Raw genomic sequence first — 16,240 nt, forward strand, 5'->3', positions numbered from 1 at the left:
TACTAATAGACCAAAACAAACACACCAAACCCTTTAAACATCAGGGTTTGGGGAATAAACACAAACACGAAGACACGATTCACACTGTCGCTCGCGTCCACTACACAGTATCTGACACAACACACACGACCAGACTAGGTGTGCTCTAAGTGTTTGTCGGTGGCCTATAGCAGCAGGGAAACGCCCGGACCCATTCCGAACCCGGAAGCTAAGCCTGCCCGCGCTGATGGTACTGCAACCGGGAGGTTGTGGGAGAGTAAGAAACCGCCGACACCAAACAACAACAAACAACTCAATACAACGAAAAGGGACCGTTGAAGCAACACCGCTTCAACGGTCTCTTCCGGTTTTCCACAAACCCACCGCACCCACGCCGGGACACTTCATCAACCCCGCCGATGTAAAAGTACAGACCTAAAAGGCGACACGCCCAGCTGGCGAAAGACCCACCCAACAGCCCCGGCACGCCACCACCTGCAGGTCTGCACTTCCACGTCTGGACACATACAAAAGCCAGCCGCCACCGTAAACAGGAATCAGGTTACGCCTAGGGCTTTGCCGGGAGAAGTCTTAATGCGCGGCAATTGTATACCCGCCAACCCAAGAATGTTGGGCTGGCGGGCGTTATGTTTTGAGGTAAAAGTTGGAGGTTGGGCTTAGGCGCTTAACCCTTCTTGCATCCGCGGGTGTCATGCAAACCGCACTGAGGAATACCAAGGAACGACAGCGCGATAGATGAGAGCGTGACTGGGATAGCGATGATGCCGTAAATGGGGGAGTCGACGACGATCTCATTGAGATCGGTGGTCGAGCCCTGGTTGGTGTTGTGCGCTGTGCTGTCTTCAGCGTTCGCGGTGGGGGCTGCTGTCACAAGGAGTGCGGCGGCGCCGATGATAGCTAGGGGCTTCTTCATCGTGTCAGGTCCTTTCGGATAGGGAAGTATAGGGGATTCCTAGGCTATCGAACCGAAAAGTCAAAAGCAATGGGTCGCCAGCTAGCGCAACACTCACCGAAAACACCGGGATATCGCGACCTGTAGGTCGGTACCTTCCACGTCTGGACACATAGATGATTCCGCAGCTGCGAGCAGAGGGGCCGCGATGATGATCGCCTGGGCGTGCTTGCCACTACTTAAGGTTGCATCGTCAGGATCATAAACAGGCACACCGTGAGTAGCGAGTAGACCATTGATTGGTTTCATGGGTACCAGTCTTTCCTTAGTGGTGGACGCGCATGCGCAATCACTAGAAAATATTTTCTATAAGTGCTTTATTAAACAGGATGCTGCATCGGTCGTCGCGTGCACGCTAATCCCAATCTGAGTGTCCCCGATACTGCCCAGGAGCAGCGAGCCCATATGACTACTTGTTCAAGCCGGTTAGAATCCAAGCACTACCCGGATTATCCAGAGAAAAACTGAGAGCAACTGTCGTTGACTCCATGATTACAGAAGGCGGACTTGATGGAGAACACAGATCGAGAGCCTGTCGAGAGAACCTCACCCATTGTTCGCTGTCGCCCTTTCCTCTAAGAAAGAGGAAGTTTTCGTGATCGTCGAAGCCGTGTTCTGGAACAGGGGGATCATCAACCATAAGTGTTTCTTTGACTGTTTGATACGGAGTGTATGGGCACACGAGCGAAAACTCAGTCCACTCTGGTCCGTAGAGTTCCTCCAGTGTGATGGACTCAGTAACGGGGATTGCATGTCCCGATCGTCCTAGGGACGCGAGATGAGAAGCCAATGGGTCATCAAAACTACAAGAGGAGAGTGATAGGGAGACAATACTAGTGAACCCTATCCGTGCCATCATGCGTCTCATTAACATAACCTCCTTCTCGTGCCTATCCTAGGATAGTGTATCGGGACCCACACCCACATCACGCGCGACCAGGCTAACTGCCTCGCCTGCAGCCACTCGCTCAATAGCAGCATCTTTAACATCCTTCGGAGTCCAACGAGTCACAACTACCTCCCGGTCGAAGTGGCGCATTCACCCCTTGACAGCACGCTTAATGAGTCGCCTTCCAGGTCTGGACATGTGCAACCCCACCACAGACCGCACGACCACAGCACCCGCCCACCCAGCAGGGCGCGCGCTTACCCCATAAGGCCGCACGCCGGCAGCAGTACCCACACATCCCCAGTGCCGCGCCCACACCCAATACCTAGCTCGCTACAACGTCAACGACCACTACGCCGCCAAAAACATCGCCGAACCCTGACGCGACTAGGAAAAACTGGTGCTGCCGGGGTACTTCCGGAGCGGTCATTCTGGAGTAGGCGGTTAGTACAAATGCGAGTGGAACGTGAGGCGTACGGCGTGTTCGAATCGTTCGGTCGGGGTTCCGAAGGCGGGTTCGTAGTGCGGTTGTGACATGTGAGCTAAGTTTGTGAGGCTTAGCGGGGCCCGCCGGTTAGCCGGGGTATTCTCCCCAAAGTGGACTAGATCCCCAGAACTGATTTTGCGATGAGGAAGTAGATAATCAGGCCCGTCGCATCGCAGAACGTGGAAATAAACGGGTTAGAAAAGACTGCCGGGTCCGCACCCACGGTCTTGGCAACGATGGGCATAAGACCGCCGACTGTTGCTGAAATAGAGCAGATGAGAAAGAGGGTCGAACCGATCACGATTCCGATGTCGAGTCCGTAGACCAGGGTGGCGAGCACCAGTCCTGCTGATCCGAGGACGGCGCCGAGTAACATGCCGACGCGTAACTCGCGCCACATGACGGCGATGAGGTCGCGCGTGCGGACGTCGCCAAGCGCCAGCGCACGGGTTACCGTCGTTGCTGCCTGGTTTCCCGTATTACCGCCGGTTCCTGTCAATAGCGGGATAAACAGAGACAACACGACGGCCTTCGCCAGAGTTCCCTCGAAAGAGTCGAGTACCTGCACCGTGAGCAAAGCCGAAACCGCCAACACCAGTAGCCATACGATGCGCGAGCGCACCAGCTTGAGCAAAGGCGTGGAGAGATAAGGCTGCTGCAGAGCCTCAGTACCACCGGCGCGTGCGGAGTCCTCACTATCAGCCTCCTCAACGATGTCCGTGGCATCGTCCCACGTGAGCAGACCCACCAAGCGGTGTGAGTCATCGACGATGGGCAGCGCGAGGATATCCAGGGGCAGGAACCAGCGCACGGTTTCCTCGGCGTCATCGCTGGCATGGGCGTAGATCGGATCCTGCATGATGGAGTCGATCAGAACACCTGATTGCGCAACGAAGATTTCGCGCAAGCTGACGACACCGACCAATCGGCGGTCAGATCGCGTAACCGGAATGGTGTAGATGGTTTCCAACTCATCGGCGGTATCACGCAGGGTGGTCAGGGCATCATCAACGGTCATAGACGGCAGAATCTCGGGGACTTCCGGCGACATTCGGCGGCCCACCGAACCTTTCGTGTACCCCAGAACCACACCCGTGACGTCCCGCTTGGACTGTGTCAGTGAGCGCAGGAGACGGTCAGCAATTTCTGCTGGGAGTTCGTCGAGGAGCGCTACTCGGTCCTCCGGGTCGAGTTCGTCGAAGAATTCGTAGACGTCTGCGTTGCCCAACTCGTCGATGATGTCGGCCTGGTGCTTGGCGTCGAGTGCGTCGAAAACCGCAATGGACTGTGCTCGCGGCAGCAGGCGCAGCGCCAACGCGGCGCGCACAGCATTTTGGCGTTCCACGATGGCAATCAGTTCCTGCCGAGGTACCTCGGCGAGAAGCTTCTGCAACTTTGGTGCTTTCTTCGGGTCGATGGCATCGTCCTGCTTCAGCCAGGCCTCGACGACTTCGCTGGCCTGCTCAGTTGTATCTGCCATTGCCCAGCGCCTTTCTTCTCGACGTCCAACCCCCTCAGACTACGCTAGAACCGTGACGGCGTTAGTATTGCTCACATGCTGTCGCTCTACCGTGATTTTCCCGACGATGAGATCCTTCAGGCAACTCTCACCAATGAGGCAGCGGAGTTCTTATTCATCGCCCCTACAGCCCCGCAGAGGTCAGAAAGCGAATCACCTTACTCCGAAGATAGGACGCACATTCAGCTATTGAGCATGGGCGGTCTCGCCCTCCGGTTCTTGCCGGATGGAGAGCTGATTACTGGTGACATCGACGTGCGCTACCCACAGCTTTTTCAGACCTCCGGAGGAAAAACGATATGGGATCCGCGGGAGCTCGCTGATTTAGAGCCTTTCACCGTGTACCGCGCGCGGGGAGCACGCCATTTCCATGAGAGAAGTCAGCAGCATTATGTCGATATTTGGGAGATTCTTCCTACTATCGCGGATCCTGCTATGGACGCCTTGGTGGCCAAGCTCGCGGCTCCGGTCATCCTCAACTCCGACCACGGGCCATTGGTGCTCGATCGCGGGTCGAACACGTTCGACGGGCGGGCCGAGGACCTCGGAGTGGATATCGGCATCGTGTATGAAGGGGAGGAGCTCCTCCTTGCGGACACAAAGAAGAATTTTAAAGCACAGCTGAAAGTCATCAACAAGGTGGTGAGCGCCGGTTTCCTCGAGAAGGCGCGTCGCTTCGCCGCGAAGAAAACCCTCGCTGCAGCCAACCGCTGGCGCACCGATGTGGCGCAGGCAGAGGGCATAGATGCTCCCATCCCAGAGCTGAGCGTGGAGGACGTCTACCGCGCAGTGACACCGGTTGCGGTTGAGGTTCCCCAACGCGGGCACATTATCGTCGAGTTCGATGACGGCTACCTTTTCGGCGGCCACCCCGTTACGGTGATGACGAGGAGAAATGGCACGCCCGTAGGATGTGAGCTGGACGCCTAGCGCTGCTCGCGCATCCGTGTCAGCACGTTCTGGGCGGAAATGAGACACATCGGCACGCCCACGCCGGGCACCGTGGTGCCTCCGGCGTAGTACAGGTTAGAGAGCTTGCGCGACACGTTGCGTCCGCGGAAGAACGCCGACTGCCGTAGCGTGTGCGCAGGTCCCACGGCGCCGCCGGACCAGGAATTGTACTGCTCGGCAAAGTCCGAAGGACCGAGCGTGCGCTTGACGACGACCCTCCCCTCCAGATCCTCAATCCCCAACCAGGACCCCAGTTGCGCCACGGCAGCGTTAGCAATGGCACTTACTCGGGCAGATTCTTCAGCACCATAGGCATCGCCATGGCCATAGGATTCGTCCGCCGGGACGGGAACGAGGATAAAGAGGTTCTCATAGCCCGCGGGTGCCACAGTCGGATCGGTTGCGGATGTCTTTGATACATAAATTGACTCAGAGGCTCCCAGCGGCCGGGCGGCCTCCGGCCCGTGGTAGACGGCTTTGAAGTCGGGCGTCCAATCTTTGCTGAACAGCAGCGTATGGTGCGCAAGCTGCGGGACAGAGCCTTTCACGCCCAGAAAGACTAAGACCGTGCCCAGACCAGGATTTCGCCGCGCGAAGTAGCACTCGGGGTAGGTCCGCGCGGAAGTCGGGAGCAGAGCGTTCTCTGTGTGGTGCAGGTCAGCGGCCGAGATAACGGCATCGGCGGGGATGATGTGGCCGTCATTAAGCGTGACGCCCGTTGCGCGGCCATGGGCGCAGTTGATCGCCGTCACCGCCGTGCCGAGGTGGAACTTTGCCCCCGTTGCCTGCCGCGCAATCGCCTCCACCACCGCGGCGAACCCGCCCTGCGGATAGCGCACGCCCTCCACTAAATCGGTATGGCTCATCAGCGAATACAGCGCCGGGGCAGCCTTCGGCTCGGTGGAGAGAAACACTGCCGGATAGGTCAGAATCTGCCGCAAACGGTAGTCCTGAAACCGCGCCGCCACTAGGCCATCGAGAGAACGCGTGAGCAGCAGCGCGAGCGTGCCCAGTCGGCTGAGAACATCCCGCGTGAGAAGCTCCGTCGGGCGGGAAAACGTGGTGTAGAGAAAATTGCGTAGCGCTATGGCATACACCTCGGAGGCCCGCGCCAGATAGGTCCGCACCCGCGCGCCCGCACCCGGTTCAAGGGACTCAAACAACCGCGCGACCTCGTCCACGCCGCTTTCCACATCGAGGTGCTCCCCGTCCTCGTTGTACACGCGATAGGCGGGGGAGAGATCCACCAGGTCCAGCTCGCGCTCAGTACTGGTGCCGCAGGCGCGGAAAAACTCATCGAAGGCCTCCGGCATGAGGTACCACGATGGTCCCGTGTCGAAGCGGAAGCCGTCCACCTCCAGCTTCCCCGCGCGCCCACCGACGCTGCTCTGCTTATCGACGACCACCACGTCCCACCCCTCACGCAGCAACAACGCCGCACTGGCGAGGCCCGCAATGCCCGCGCCAATAACAACGGCCCTCACCTCAACGCTCCTGCTGCAGCTCGGCTCACCAAGATGGCCTTACGCGCAGCCGGAACCGACACGCGAGTCTCCATGATGTCAGCGGCGGGCGTGGCCTCGAGCAGGTCGGTGAGCTCGGTGAACAACGCCGTGGCTGCAGCCACGCCGATGCGTGAGCCGCGCGGCAACAACGCCGTGGCGGTGCGCGCCACGGCGAGATCTGCGCGAATATCCTCGATAATTGCGGCCTTTGCCTCCTCATCCAAGCGTGTGGGATCCGGCAGGGAGGGGAAATACGCCCGACCCAACTCTGCCGAGTCCTCGTGAAGATCTCGTAGGAAGTTAATCTTCTGAAAGGCAGCGCCTAAGCGCCGAGCGCCGTTGTCCACACCCTCCGGCCGCGGCCCACCCGAGAAGAAGGCATCCACGCACAGCAACCCAATGACCTCTGCGGAACCACAGATGTAGTCCTCGAAGGACTCCTGCGTGTGGGTGCTCCGGGTCAGATCGCTGCGCATCGAGGAGAAAAACTGCGCCACATGGTCGTCCTTAAATCCGCAGTGCCGAGCTGATAGTGCATACGCATGCACTATGGGATCGGTGTGAAAGCGCTGGGAAGGGGAGTGGCGGACGGTGGCCTCGTAGGCGTCGAGAAGCGCGGCGGCATCATCGGGATCAAGCCCCGCGTCCACAATCTCATCGGCCGTGCGCACCATTGCGTACAGGTTACGGATATCCACTCTCACCTGGGGTGAAAGTAGCCGGGTGGCCAGGGAAAAGCTGGTGGAGTAGTGGCGCATCACCTGCGCCGCGGCGGCCACGGCGCTGCGGTCATAGCGTTCCAAAGCGGAAAGAGAAGCGCGCATGGCCCATATTTTAGACCACATGCGTCACACAACTCACCTTGAGCAAGATAGGGTAGTGACGTTACTTTCCCTATCTATAAGGAGAACACGTCCATGACCACCCCAACGATGACTGCTGCGGCCCGCGCCGTTGACCTGTTTAAGCAATACGGGCAGGGAGACACCGCAGTCACCGCGTTGGACCACGTCAACGTCGAGTTTGCGCGCAACGCCTTCACCGCCATCATGGGCCCGTCTGGTTCCGGTAAGTCCACTCTCATGCACACCATGGCGGGTCTGGACTCCGCGACGTCCGGCTCGGCCTTCATCGGTGACACCGACATGTCCCAGCTCAGCGATAAGGACATCACCGCACTGCGTCGCGACCGCCTCGGCTTCATTTTCCAGTCCTTCAACCTCGTGCCTACGTTGACCGCGGCAGAAAACATCACCCTGCCGACCGACATTGCGGGCAAGAAAGTTGACAAGGAGTGGTTCGATGAGGTCACCACGCGCCTTGGTTTGGCCAAGCGCCTGGAGCACCGCCCGGCGGAGCTCTCCGGTGGCCAGCAGCAGCGTGTGGCCTGCGCCCGCGCGTTGGTGTCGCGCCCGGAAATCATCTTCGGTGATGAGCCCACCGGCAACCTCGACTCCAACTCCTCCGCCGAGGTGCTCGACATTCTGCGCACAGCCGTGGATAAGGACGGCCAGACCGTCGTCATCGTCACCCACGATGCCAAGGCCGCGTCGTATGCCGATCGCGTGGTGTTCTTGGCCGATGGCCGCCTCGTCAACGAACTACACAACCCGACTATGGAGTCCATCCACGCTGTGATGGCAGAAATCGAGGGCTAAAGCATGGCCACGAAGAACTCCATGCGCACGGTATCCGTGCGCAACATTCTGGCGCACAAGCTGCGCCTTGCCCTGACGCTGTTGGCAGTGGTGCTGGGTACCGCGTTCATTTCCGGTTCCTTCATGTTCACCAACGCGTTGTCCAATACCTTCGACTCCGCCGTGGACACCGCCTTTACCGGCGTGGATGCCGCGGTCAGCCAGAAGGAGGGCGGACCGGTTCTGGATAGCAAGATGCGAGAGGACATCGCACACGATCCGGAGGTCCGCGCAGTTAACGTGCAGAGCAGCCAGACCGTCGTTGTTGCCAACAAGGACGCCGAGGCTTTTCAGACCGGCGGCGGCACCTCGAGCGTGCAGCCGTATTATTCCGCGGATCAGTCTGTAGGCGAGCCCGCCGAGCTTGTCGACGGCTCCGAGCCCCACGGCACCGGTGAAGTCGTCATCAATGATTCCGCAGCCGAGAAGTTCGGTATCACTATCGGTGACACTATTCTCGTAGTCCACCCAGACCAGCGCGATGAGGTGAAGGTCGTCGGTGTGGTCAAGCCCGCCGTGGATCAAGGGGCCAGCCTGACACTGCACATGGACCACGAAGGATTCACCGAACGCTACGGTGATTCCTCCCAGCTTAAGGTCGCCGCCGCTGAGGGAGTGAGCGCCGAGGAACTCGTGGATCACCTCAACGAAACCTTTGAGGTGGAGGCCGAGTCCGGTGAAGAGCTGGCCAAGGAAATCTCTGACCAGATTTCCTCTGCGCTGAAGTTCGTCAACTACTTCCTCATCGCCTTCGGCCTTATTGCACTGCTCGTGGGCACGTTCATCATTGCGAATACGTTCTCTATGATCGTCGCCCAGCGCACGAAGGAATTTGCGCTGCTGCGCGCACTGGGCGCCTCCCGCGGACAGATCACGCGTTCGGTCGTCACTGAGGCCATCATCGTGGGCATCGTGGGCTCTGCGGTCGGCGTTGTCGCTGGTGTGGGGCTTGTCGCGGCGATTAAGGCGGTGTTCACCACGCAAGGTATGCCGATGGGCGGCGGCTTGGGCTTGAGCCTGAGTGCTGTCATCGTGCCGCTGATTCTGGGCACGGTAGTCACCGTGATTTCTGCGTGGGCGCCGGCTCGCCGCGCCGGTGCAGTCAAGCCGGTGGAGGCCATGCGTACCACCGAATCCGCCGCCGGTTCCTCCCTGATGGTGCGTACGGTGCTGGGTGCGCTGTTGCTCGTTGCCGGCATTGCCTTCGCGGTGTTGGGCGTGCTTATCGACGCCAAGACGGGCCTTCGCGCCGCCCTCGTCGGCCTCGGTTCCCTGAACCTTATTGTTGGTTTCTTCCTTGCTGGTCCGGCAATCTCCCTGCCGATTGTGCCGTCGATTGGGCGCGTCGTGGGCGCACCGTTCGGCGCCGTGGGCAAGTTGGCGGCGACGAACTCGGGGCGTAACCCGCGCCGCACCGCGGCGACCGCTTTTGCTCTCATGCTCGGCGTGGCGCTGGTGACGGCCATCGGCATGCTGGGCGCGACGATGAAGGCCTCGGTCTCCGATGTCATCGATGAAGATGTTCGCGCCGATTACCTGCTGACCGGCCCCACCACCGGCAACTTCCCAACTCCGAACGAAACCGCCCAGCGCGCTCGCGATACTGAGGGCGCTGGACAGGTTGTGGCGATGAGCTCTGCACCTATCATGGTGGATGGCCAAGCCTCAATGAACTATGGCCCGCAGGTGGCTTTCAGCCAGGTTATCGGTGGCAACGCCGACGACATCCTCAACCTCACCGTCGCGGAAGGTTCCCTCAAGCTGGGCGACGAGAAGGGCTTCATTGCGGATACGGCGTTGGCGGAGGAGCAGGGCTGGCAGGTCGGCCAAACCTACGAGCTCACCGGCCCTGACCCCACCCGCACCAGTGAGGTGACGCTCATCGGTACCTATGAGCCCTCCCAGATGCTGCCGCGTCTGGCGCTGTCCGAGTCCGTGGCAACCGAAGTTGTAGACCCGTCGAGCCTTGACATCATGATGGTCGCCGTCAACGCGGCCGAGGGCTTCGACACGGAGGAGCTGCGAACCAACCTGGAGGAATCCGTCAAGGACCTCGTCGTGGTGCAGGTGCGCACCGGCGCCGAGTTCGCCGGCGAGGCAGCCGGCTTGATCGACCAGATGCTCACCATCCTCTACGCGCTGCTGGCGCTGGCGGTGATCATCGCGATCCTCGGCATCGTCAACACCTTGACCCTGGGCGTTATTGAACGCCGCCAGGAAATCGGCATGCTGCGAGCAGTCGGCACGCAGCGCCGCCAGATCCGCACGATGATCACGGTCGAGTCGGTGCAGATCGCCCTCTTCGGCGCCATCATGGGCATGCTCCTCGGCCTCGGCCTGGGCTGGGCGTTCATCTCCGTGCTTGCCGATGACGGCCTAGACTCCGCCACGGTCCCATGGCCGATGCTCATCATCATGCTTGTCGGTTCGGCTCTCGTGGGCGTGCTCGCCGCCATCTGGCCGGCGCAGCGCGCGGCGAAAACCCCGCCTCTCGACGCCATCGCGGATTAAAAGCCGGGTACTCCGGCTAGGCCAGGAGGGAGCCTACCCAGGCTCCGCGCCAGGCCACCACGATGCCGAGGCCAACCGTCCAGAAGACGTAACGAGCCAGGCGCCACCAGCGCTTGGCTTTTATCATTTCTCCGAGTTCCTTGGCCAGCGTGGACCAAGTTGATAAGCCGCCTGCTAATCCTGCCGCCAGCAGTGGGAGTAGATACTCAGGGGCTTGTGTATGCGCGGCATAGCCATAGGCCACGCCAGCGACCGCCGCGCCCGTAATATTTGCCGCAAACGTGCATGTGGGGGAAGGCAAAATGCGGGTCAGGGCGAAACGCCCGCAACCGCCCAGAAAACCACCAACAAGCACGGCGAGGGCAGAGATGATGATCATGCGGGCCTCCGGGAGACGTCGCCAAGCAGGTAGGCCCCCGTACAACCCACCACGGTGGCCAGCACGTACGCGCCCGCCTGTGCCGGGTCGAACCCAGAGGTGAGGAAGGCAAACGTGGCGAAGCTGGTAAACCCGCCCAAGAAGCCCGTGCCCCAGAAGGCCGGCGGCTTGGCATAGCCCATGACGGCGCTGCCCACGAGGTTGATGACAAGCAGCGGCAGTGCACCACCGCCGAGGATAGTGGAGAGGGCGAAACGAGCCAGCGCCCCGAGCGCCGCCCCGCAGCCCACAAGAATGGTTTGTGGCATGCGCACCATCCTAATTGGGATGCGAAACCTCTGCGAAGAAGGCAAGCTAAAGGTATATCCACGTCTCAAGGAGGAAACAATGGCACACGAGCGCGCCGGCCAACTAGCCCAGCCTTCCGATCTCATCGACATCGCGGAGCTGGTCACCGCCTACTACACCCGCACCCCCGACGCCGATAATCCCGACCAGCAGGTCGCCTTCGGTACCTCCGGACACCGCGGCTCAGCCCTAGACACCGCCTTCAACGAGGCCCACATCCTGGCCATTACCCAGGCCATTGTGGACTACCGCGCCGAACAGAACACGACCGGCGCCATCTTCATCGGCCGTGATACTCATGCCCTGTCGGAGCCCGCTATGGTCTCCGCCCTCGAGGTCCTTCTGGCCAATGAGGTGGAGGTTCGCGTCGATGACCGCGGCCGCTACACGCCGACCCCGGCTGTCTCCCACGCCATCCTCACCAACCCGGGCACCGACGGCATCGTCATCACCCCGTCCCACAACCCACCGCGCGATGGTGGCTTCAAGTACAACCCACCCACCGGTGGTCCGGCTGACACCGATGCCACCGACTGGATTGCTGCCAAGGCCAACGAGTATCTGCGCGCCGGGCTGGAAGGTGTGAAGCGCGTGCCGGTATCGGGCGTGCTTGATGAACGCTGCGTGAAGCACAACTACCTGGACACCTACGTGGCGGACCTCGAGAACGTCGTGGACATGAAGGCCATCAAGGAGGCCGGCGTGCGCATCGGCGCGGACCCGATGGGTGGCGCGTCCGTGGACTACTGGGCGGCGATTGCGGAGCACTACGGGCTCGCCATGACCGTGGTGAACCCGGAGGTGGACGGCACTTTCCGCTTCATGACGCTGGATACGGACGGCAAAATCCGCATGGACTGCTCCTCGCCGAACGCGATGGCGTCGTTGGTGGACAACCGCGCGAAGTACGACCTCGCCACCGGTAATGACGCTGACGCGGACCGCCACGGCATCGTCACCCCGGATGCGGGCCTGATGAACCCGAACCACTACCTGGCGGTTGCCATCGAGTACCTGTTTAGCCACCGCCCGCAGTGGGGTAACGCCGGCGTGGGCAAGACGCTGGTGTCCTCTTCCATGATTGACCGCGTGGTGGCAAACTTGGGCCGCGAGCTCGTCGAGGTTCCGGTGGGCTTCAAGTGGTTTGTGCCGGGGCTTGTCGACGGCTCCCTCGGCTTCGGCGGCGAAGAGTCCGCCGGCGCCTCCTTCCTCCGCTTTGACGGTTCCGTGTGGTCGACGGACAAGGACGGTATCATCCTGGATCTGCTGGCCGCGGAAATCCTGGCCGTGACCGGCAAGACCCCGTCCCAGCGCTACGCCGAGCTGGCGGAAGAATATGGTGCGCCGGCCTACGCGCGCACCGATGCCCCCGCTAACCGCGAGCAGAAGGCGATTTTGAAGAAGCTCTCCCCGGAGCAGGTCACCGCGATGGAGCTGGCAGGCGAAGAAATCCTGGCCAAGCTCACCGAAGCCCCAGGCAACGGTGCCGCCATTGGTGGTCTCAAGGTGACCACCGAGAACGCTTGGTTTGCCGCCCGTCCATCCGGCACGGAGGACAAGTACAAGATCTACGCCGAGAGCTTCCGTGGCGAAGAACACCTCAAGCAGGTGCAGGAGGAAGCACAAGCGCTGGTGTCACAGGTCCTCGGCTCGTAGGTACGCGTCTATGCTGATGGGCCATGGCTCCTCTTCACTCCGCGCCTGTGGCGGACATCATCAGTGCTCTAGCCCGCTTCGGCATGGCGGCGGTGTGGATCATCGCCGGCGTGCAGAAGCTCAACGCCCAGATGGACATGGCCCAGGCCATTCAGGCTTATGAAATCTTCACGCCAGAATGGTCTGGATACCTGGCTGTGGCGATTGGCCCGCTCGAAGTCATGGGTGGGGTGCTGCTCCTGCTGGGACTGTTCTTGAGGGAGGCGTCGGCAGTCGGCGCCGTCGTCCTCGTGCTTTTTCTGGTCGGTGTGGCCCAGGCGTGGGCGCGCGGGCTCGTCATTGATTGCGGATGCTTTGGCTACACTGCCAACAGCGGTTCCCAAGGGATGAACTACATGCTGACACTGCTTCGTGACATCGTGTTCCTTGCCCTCACCATGTGGACCATCCGCCGCCCCTATAGGCGGTTCGCTATTTATTCATAGTTAGGAATTAAAAGTACTGGTAGTGGGTTTGCTAGAGTGAATTCGTGGCACAAAAGAAGATAAGCGTGGCGCTGGTGCTCGACATCATCAGCGCGTTCGCGCGGTTTTACATGGCCTACGTCTGGATTAAGGCTGGCCTGTCAAAGTTTTCCGACCAGCTCGCGGTGACGCAGAGCATCGAGGCTTACGAGATCTTTACACCGGAATGGTCGCACTACCTGTCGTATCTCATCGGGCCCCTCGAGGTATGCGGCGGATTGCTGCTGCTTCTCGGATTGTTCCTTCGCCCCGCGGCGTGGGTAGGCCAGGTCGTACTGACACTGTTCATGATTGGTATCGCCCAAGCTTGGTTACGTGGGCTGGGTATTGATTGTGGTTGCTTTGCTCCAAATCCCAATGACGATGCGCAAGTGATGAACTACATGATGACACTGTTGCGCGATCTCTTCTATTCTGTCTTAATGGTGTGGACAATTAAGCGTCCGTTTACCAAATTTGCACTGCATCCCTAGCCACGGTGTGTAGGCTTCCATCTGTTCCAAAAAGTCATGAAGGCAAGGTTGTTCAATGAGCACAGTTAAAGACCCCAACTCCAAGGGTAATAGTGGATTCCTTTGGGGCCTCGCTGTTTTGCTGGTGATTGTCGCCGTGGTTATCGGCTACATCGTCTACCAGGGCCGCGGCGCACAGACCGACGCGCTGGGAGACTACGCTGCTGAAGATGTCAGCATGGACATGTCTCTCGCGGATAACGCTGTGACTCTCAAGTCCCCGGACGCGGCAAAGGATGCCGTCGAAGTTGAGCTCTACGAGGATTACTCCTGCCCTCACTGTGGCGACCTGGCGAAGGAAACCGATGGCCAGATGAAGGATGCTATTGATGAAGGCAAGCTCATCGTCCATGTTCGTACCCTGAACTTCATCGACGGAAGCCAGAACGGTCTTGAGAGCATCAAGTCCAACAAGGGACACTCGTCCAAGGCTGCCGCTGCGATGGAGCAGGTGGCAAAGTCTGGTGATGCGACGCTGTACTGGAATATGCGTAAGTACCTCTTGGAGAACCAGTCCAAGGTCTACAACAAGTGGGAGCTGAACGACTTTGCTGATGCGGCGAAAGCACTGGGTGCTGACCAGGACATCGTGAAGTCCATTCAGGAGGCCAAGGTGGGCGAGGGTAATGAGCTGGCCACCGCTAACTACAAGAAGCTTGATGCTGACACGGGCCAGATTTCTTCGCCGCGCATCATCAAGGATGGCAAGGACATTCCTGAGGATAAGAACACCTCCATCATGGAGTGGGTTGACCTCGTCGTCGAGTAATAAATAATGTCTCCCGAACACGCGATTTGGTTCGTTAATTGGGAGGCGATATATTGTTACGAGTTGCAACCGCGGAGGTTGCACCTCGTATGAGGGGCTATGGCGCAGCTGGTAGCGCACCACACTGGCAGTGTGGGGGTCACGGGTTCGAATCCCGTTAGCTCCACGTTTAAAACTAAATATCACTTTGGGGCTATGGCGCAGCTGGTAGCGCACCACACTGGCAGTGTGGGGGTCACGGGTTCGAATCCCGTTAGCTCCACCGTTGGCCGTCTCCTCCGCGGGGGCGGCCCTTTTCTATGCTGGGGTGCATGGATGTGTACACGAAAAAGGTTTCTCGTCCCGACCAAGCCGGTGCGGAGGCCGCGGGCCTGCGGTGGTTGGCGGCCGCGCGTGCAGATGTAGTGGTAGAGGTAGCGGGGGTTACGGGGACAAGCATTAGCACTCGACGAGTGATGGAGTCGCGGCCGAGTGCTCAGGCTGCGCAGTCGTTTGGTGCGGCACTACGCGAGGTCCACGAGGCGGGTGCTCCAGCATTTGGCGCTCCGCCCGAGGGCTGGGAGGGCGCCAATTTCATCGGGCGCGTGGAGCAGCCCTGTCAGCCGTGTGAGAGTTGGGGAGAATTCTATGTTGAACAGCGGGTGCTGCCTTTCGTGGAAACGCTGCCGCAGGATCTTCAGGATGTCGTGCGTGTGGCAAGCGACGCGGTTCAGTCAGCGGACTGGGAGGTGGCGCCGGCACGAATCCACGGTGACTTGTGGGCCGGCAATGTGCTCTTTACTGCGGAGTCCGCGGTAATGATTGACCCAGCAGCGCATGGTGGGCACCCCTGGACGGATTTGGCCATGCTGGAGTTGTTCGGGACGCCCTTCTATGAGGAGATCCTGCGTGGCTATGGCGTGCCGGAGGAGTATGAGCGGTGGGTGCCGATGCATCAGCTGCATCCGTTGGCTGTGCATGCGACCACGCACGGTCCTGCATATTATCGGCCCCTCGGGAAGGCCGCGGAAGCCACAATCGACGCTTTGCGCTGAGTACACGATCGCCGAATAGCCCATCAACCGTGTGTGGTTGGCGGGTTTCGGTGTGTTCAGGTGCAGGCGTCTAGCCTGCGTTCGGGGTCTTAGCCCGGATCCGGTGGTTGTCCTTGTGCTTTTTGGGCCGCTTTCTCGGCGGCGAGTCTGGCTGCGGCTTGTTGGTATTCGGGTGTGGCGGTAATGGGCAGTCCCCAGGGTGGGATGTAGCTGATGCCGCCGGGGATTCGGAAGACGTAGCCCCGGCCGGTGGGCCTTTCAGGGTCATCGTCGTTAATGCCGTTGTGGTAGGCGCACAGGAAGGTCAGGTTCTTGATGTTGGTGTAGCCACCCGCCTGCCAAGGGATGATGTGGTGAACCTGGCAGTAATCAGCTGGTTTGTTACAGCCGGGTCTGGAGCAGGTTTGGGTTTCAGCTGCTAGGGTGAGGCGTTGTTTCCAGCTTGCTGCGCGTTCGGTGCGGTAGGAGTTAATGGGGCCTTCCACGGGGTGGATGATGGTGGCATAC

Annotated in this window: 15 protein-coding genes, 2 tRNA genes and 1 rRNA gene; 11 read left to right on the plus strand and 7 right to left on the minus strand. The window is 60.2% G+C overall.

Translation table 11 applies throughout. From position 1 onward, the window contains the following. Nucleotides 1–155: 155 nt before the first annotated feature. Nucleotides 156–273: ribosomal RNA gene (rrf, locus tag HMPREF3149_RS10225) — 5S ribosomal RNA — on the plus strand. Between the two features lie 391 nt (nt 274–664). Here the strand turns inward: rrf and HMPREF3149_RS10230 are convergent. After that, nucleotides 665–913: a hypothetical protein gene (locus tag HMPREF3149_RS10230; RefSeq protein WP_070537937.1), complete on the minus strand. Its 249-nt coding sequence runs from the start codon at nt 911–913 to the stop codon at nt 665–667. A 1,530-nt stretch (nt 914–2,443) separates the two neighbouring features. Then, a complete protein-coding gene (mgtE, locus tag HMPREF3149_RS10235; protein WP_070537939.1) occupies nt 2,444–3,808 on the minus strand; it encodes a magnesium transporter in 1,365 nt (454 codons plus the stop codon). A gap of 75 nt (nt 3,809–3,883) precedes the next feature. Here mgtE and HMPREF3149_RS10240 point away from each other — a divergent pair, with 75 nt between their 5' ends. After that, a complete protein-coding gene (locus HMPREF3149_RS10240) occupies nt 3,884–4,777 on the plus strand; it encodes a DUF2262 domain-containing protein (protein WP_070537941.1) in 894 nt (297 codons plus the stop codon). Here HMPREF3149_RS10240 and crtI read toward each other — a convergent pair. Then, nucleotides 4,774–6,282 (minus strand): phytoene desaturase family protein, encoded by a 1,509-nt coding sequence (gene crtI / locus HMPREF3149_RS10245; RefSeq protein ID WP_070537942.1) that lies wholly within the window; start codon nt 6,280–6,282, stop codon nt 4,774–4,776. The two genes, HMPREF3149_RS10240 and crtI, sit on opposite strands and share 4 nt — an antisense overlap. Beyond that, nucleotides 6,279–7,127, minus strand: a complete 849-nt coding sequence (locus tag HMPREF3149_RS10250) for a phytoene/squalene synthase family protein (protein ID WP_070537944.1) — start codon at nt 7,125–7,127, stop codon at nt 6,279–6,281. The genes crtI and HMPREF3149_RS10250 overlap by 4 nt, the downstream gene beginning before the upstream one ends. Nucleotides 7,128–7,220: 93 nt before the next feature. Here HMPREF3149_RS10250 and HMPREF3149_RS10255 point away from each other — a divergent pair, with 93 nt between their 5' ends. Further along, nucleotides 7,221–7,961, plus strand: coding sequence for an ABC transporter ATP-binding protein (locus tag HMPREF3149_RS10255; protein WP_042532157.1), 741 nt, complete (start codon nt 7,221–7,223; stop codon nt 7,959–7,961). Between the two features lie 3 nt (nt 7,962–7,964). Next, on the plus strand, nt 7,965–10,511 hold the full coding sequence (locus tag HMPREF3149_RS10260) for an ABC transporter permease (protein ID WP_070537946.1): 2,547 nt from the start codon (nt 7,965–7,967) through the stop codon (nt 10,509–10,511). 16 nt (nt 10,512–10,527) lie between these two features. Here the strand turns inward: HMPREF3149_RS10260 and HMPREF3149_RS10265 are convergent, their stop codons facing one another. Together HMPREF3149_RS10265 and HMPREF3149_RS10270 are read right to left on the minus strand one after the other, a co-directional pair. After that, nucleotides 10,528–10,890 (minus strand): FluC/FEX family fluoride channel, encoded by a 363-nt coding sequence (locus HMPREF3149_RS10265; protein WP_186302119.1) that lies wholly within the window; start codon nt 10,888–10,890, stop codon nt 10,528–10,530. Next, nucleotides 10,887–11,198, minus strand: coding sequence for a fluoride efflux transporter family protein (locus HMPREF3149_RS10270; protein WP_070537948.1), 312 nt, complete (start codon nt 11,196–11,198; stop codon nt 10,887–10,889). Before HMPREF3149_RS10270 ends, HMPREF3149_RS10265 begins: the two co-directional genes overlap by 4 nt. A 79-nt stretch (nt 11,199–11,277) precedes the next feature. Between HMPREF3149_RS10270 and pgm the strand changes: the two genes are divergently transcribed. The 7 genes from pgm (at nt 11,278) to HMPREF3149_RS10305 (ending at nt 15,733) form a co-directional block, all read left to right on the plus strand. Then, the gene (pgm, locus tag HMPREF3149_RS10275; RefSeq protein ID WP_070537949.1) at nt 11,278–12,894 is read left to right on the plus strand and encodes a phosphoglucomutase (alpha-D-glucose-1,6-bisphosphate-dependent); all 1,617 of its coding nucleotides are present in this window, start codon (nt 11,278–11,280) and stop codon (nt 12,892–12,894) included. Nucleotides 12,895–12,917: 23 nt separating this feature from the next. Continuing rightward, nucleotides 12,918–13,379 (plus strand): MauE/DoxX family redox-associated membrane protein, encoded by a 462-nt coding sequence (locus HMPREF3149_RS10280; RefSeq protein WP_070537950.1) that lies wholly within the window; start codon nt 12,918–12,920, stop codon nt 13,377–13,379. Nucleotides 13,380–13,423: 44 nt separating this feature from the next. Beyond that, complete coding sequence (locus HMPREF3149_RS10285) at nt 13,424–13,891, plus strand: MauE/DoxX family redox-associated membrane protein (protein WP_042532147.1); 468 nt, start codon at nt 13,424–13,426, stop codon at nt 13,889–13,891. Nucleotides 13,892–13,946: 55 nt separating this feature from the next. After that, nucleotides 13,947–14,699, plus strand: coding sequence for a DsbA family protein (locus HMPREF3149_RS10290; protein ID WP_042532145.1), 753 nt, complete (start codon nt 13,947–13,949; stop codon nt 14,697–14,699). Between the two features lie 93 nt (nt 14,700–14,792). After that, nucleotides 14,793–14,865: transfer RNA gene (locus HMPREF3149_RS10295), tRNA-Ala, on the plus strand. A gap of 23 nt (nt 14,866–14,888) precedes the next feature. Then, nucleotides 14,889–14,961, plus strand: a tRNA-Ala gene (locus tag HMPREF3149_RS10300). Between the two features lie 49 nt (nt 14,962–15,010). Next, complete coding sequence (locus HMPREF3149_RS10305; protein WP_246819991.1) at nt 15,011–15,733, plus strand: fructosamine kinase family protein; 723 nt, start codon at nt 15,011–15,013, stop codon at nt 15,731–15,733. A gap of 89 nt (nt 15,734–15,822) precedes the next feature. Here the strand turns inward: HMPREF3149_RS10305 and HMPREF3149_RS10310 are convergent. Next, nucleotides 15,823–16,240 (minus strand): HNH endonuclease signature motif containing protein (locus HMPREF3149_RS10310; protein ID WP_141741511.1); only part of this gene is annotated, 418 nt, incomplete at its 5' end.

This window comes from Corynebacterium sp. HMSC05E07, from assembly GCF_001807225.1.
In the GTDB taxonomy this organism is placed as follows: Bacteria; Actinomycetota; Actinomycetes; order Mycobacteriales; family Mycobacteriaceae; genus Corynebacterium; species Corynebacterium singulare.

Bases quoted from the DNA above. Each gene is read 5' to 3' on its own strand.
- pgm (WP_070537949.1), top strand. From the start codon at position 11,278: ATGGCACACGAGCGCGCCGGCCAACTAGCCCAGCCTTCCGATCTCATC.
- HMPREF3149_RS10270 (WP_070537948.1), bottom strand. From the start codon at position 11,198: ATGCCACAAACCATTCTTGTGGGCTGCGGGGCGGCGCTCGGGGCGCTG.
- HMPREF3149_RS10240 (WP_070537941.1), top strand. From the start codon at position 3,884: ATGCTGTCGCTCTACCGTGATTTTCCCGACGATGAGATCCTTCAGGCA.
- mgtE (WP_070537939.1), bottom strand. From the start codon at position 3,808: ATGGCAGATACAACTGAGCAGGCCAGCGAAGTCGTCGAGGCCTGGCTG.
- HMPREF3149_RS10290 (WP_042532145.1), top strand. From the start codon at position 13,947: ATGAGCACAGTTAAAGACCCCAACTCCAAGGGTAATAGTGGATTCCTT.
- HMPREF3149_RS10305 (WP_246819991.1), top strand. From the start codon at position 15,011: ATGGATGTGTACACGAAAAAGGTTTCTCGTCCCGACCAAGCCGGTGCG.
- HMPREF3149_RS10255 (WP_042532157.1), top strand. From the start codon at position 7,221: ATGACCACCCCAACGATGACTGCTGCGGCCCGCGCCGTTGACCTGTTT.
- HMPREF3149_RS10250 (WP_070537944.1), bottom strand. From the start codon at position 7,127: ATGCGCGCTTCTCTTTCCGCTTTGGAACGCTATGACCGCAGCGCCGTG.
- HMPREF3149_RS10230 (WP_070537937.1), bottom strand. From the start codon at position 913: ATGAAGAAGCCCCTAGCTATCATCGGCGCCGCCGCACTCCTTGTGACA.
- HMPREF3149_RS10265 (WP_186302119.1), bottom strand. From the start codon at position 10,890: ATGATCATCATCTCTGCCCTCGCCGTGCTTGTTGGTGGTTTTCTGGGC.
- HMPREF3149_RS10260 (WP_070537946.1), top strand. From the start codon at position 7,965: ATGGCCACGAAGAACTCCATGCGCACGGTATCCGTGCGCAACATTCTG.
- HMPREF3149_RS10280 (WP_070537950.1), top strand. From the start codon at position 12,918: ATGGCTCCTCTTCACTCCGCGCCTGTGGCGGACATCATCAGTGCTCTA.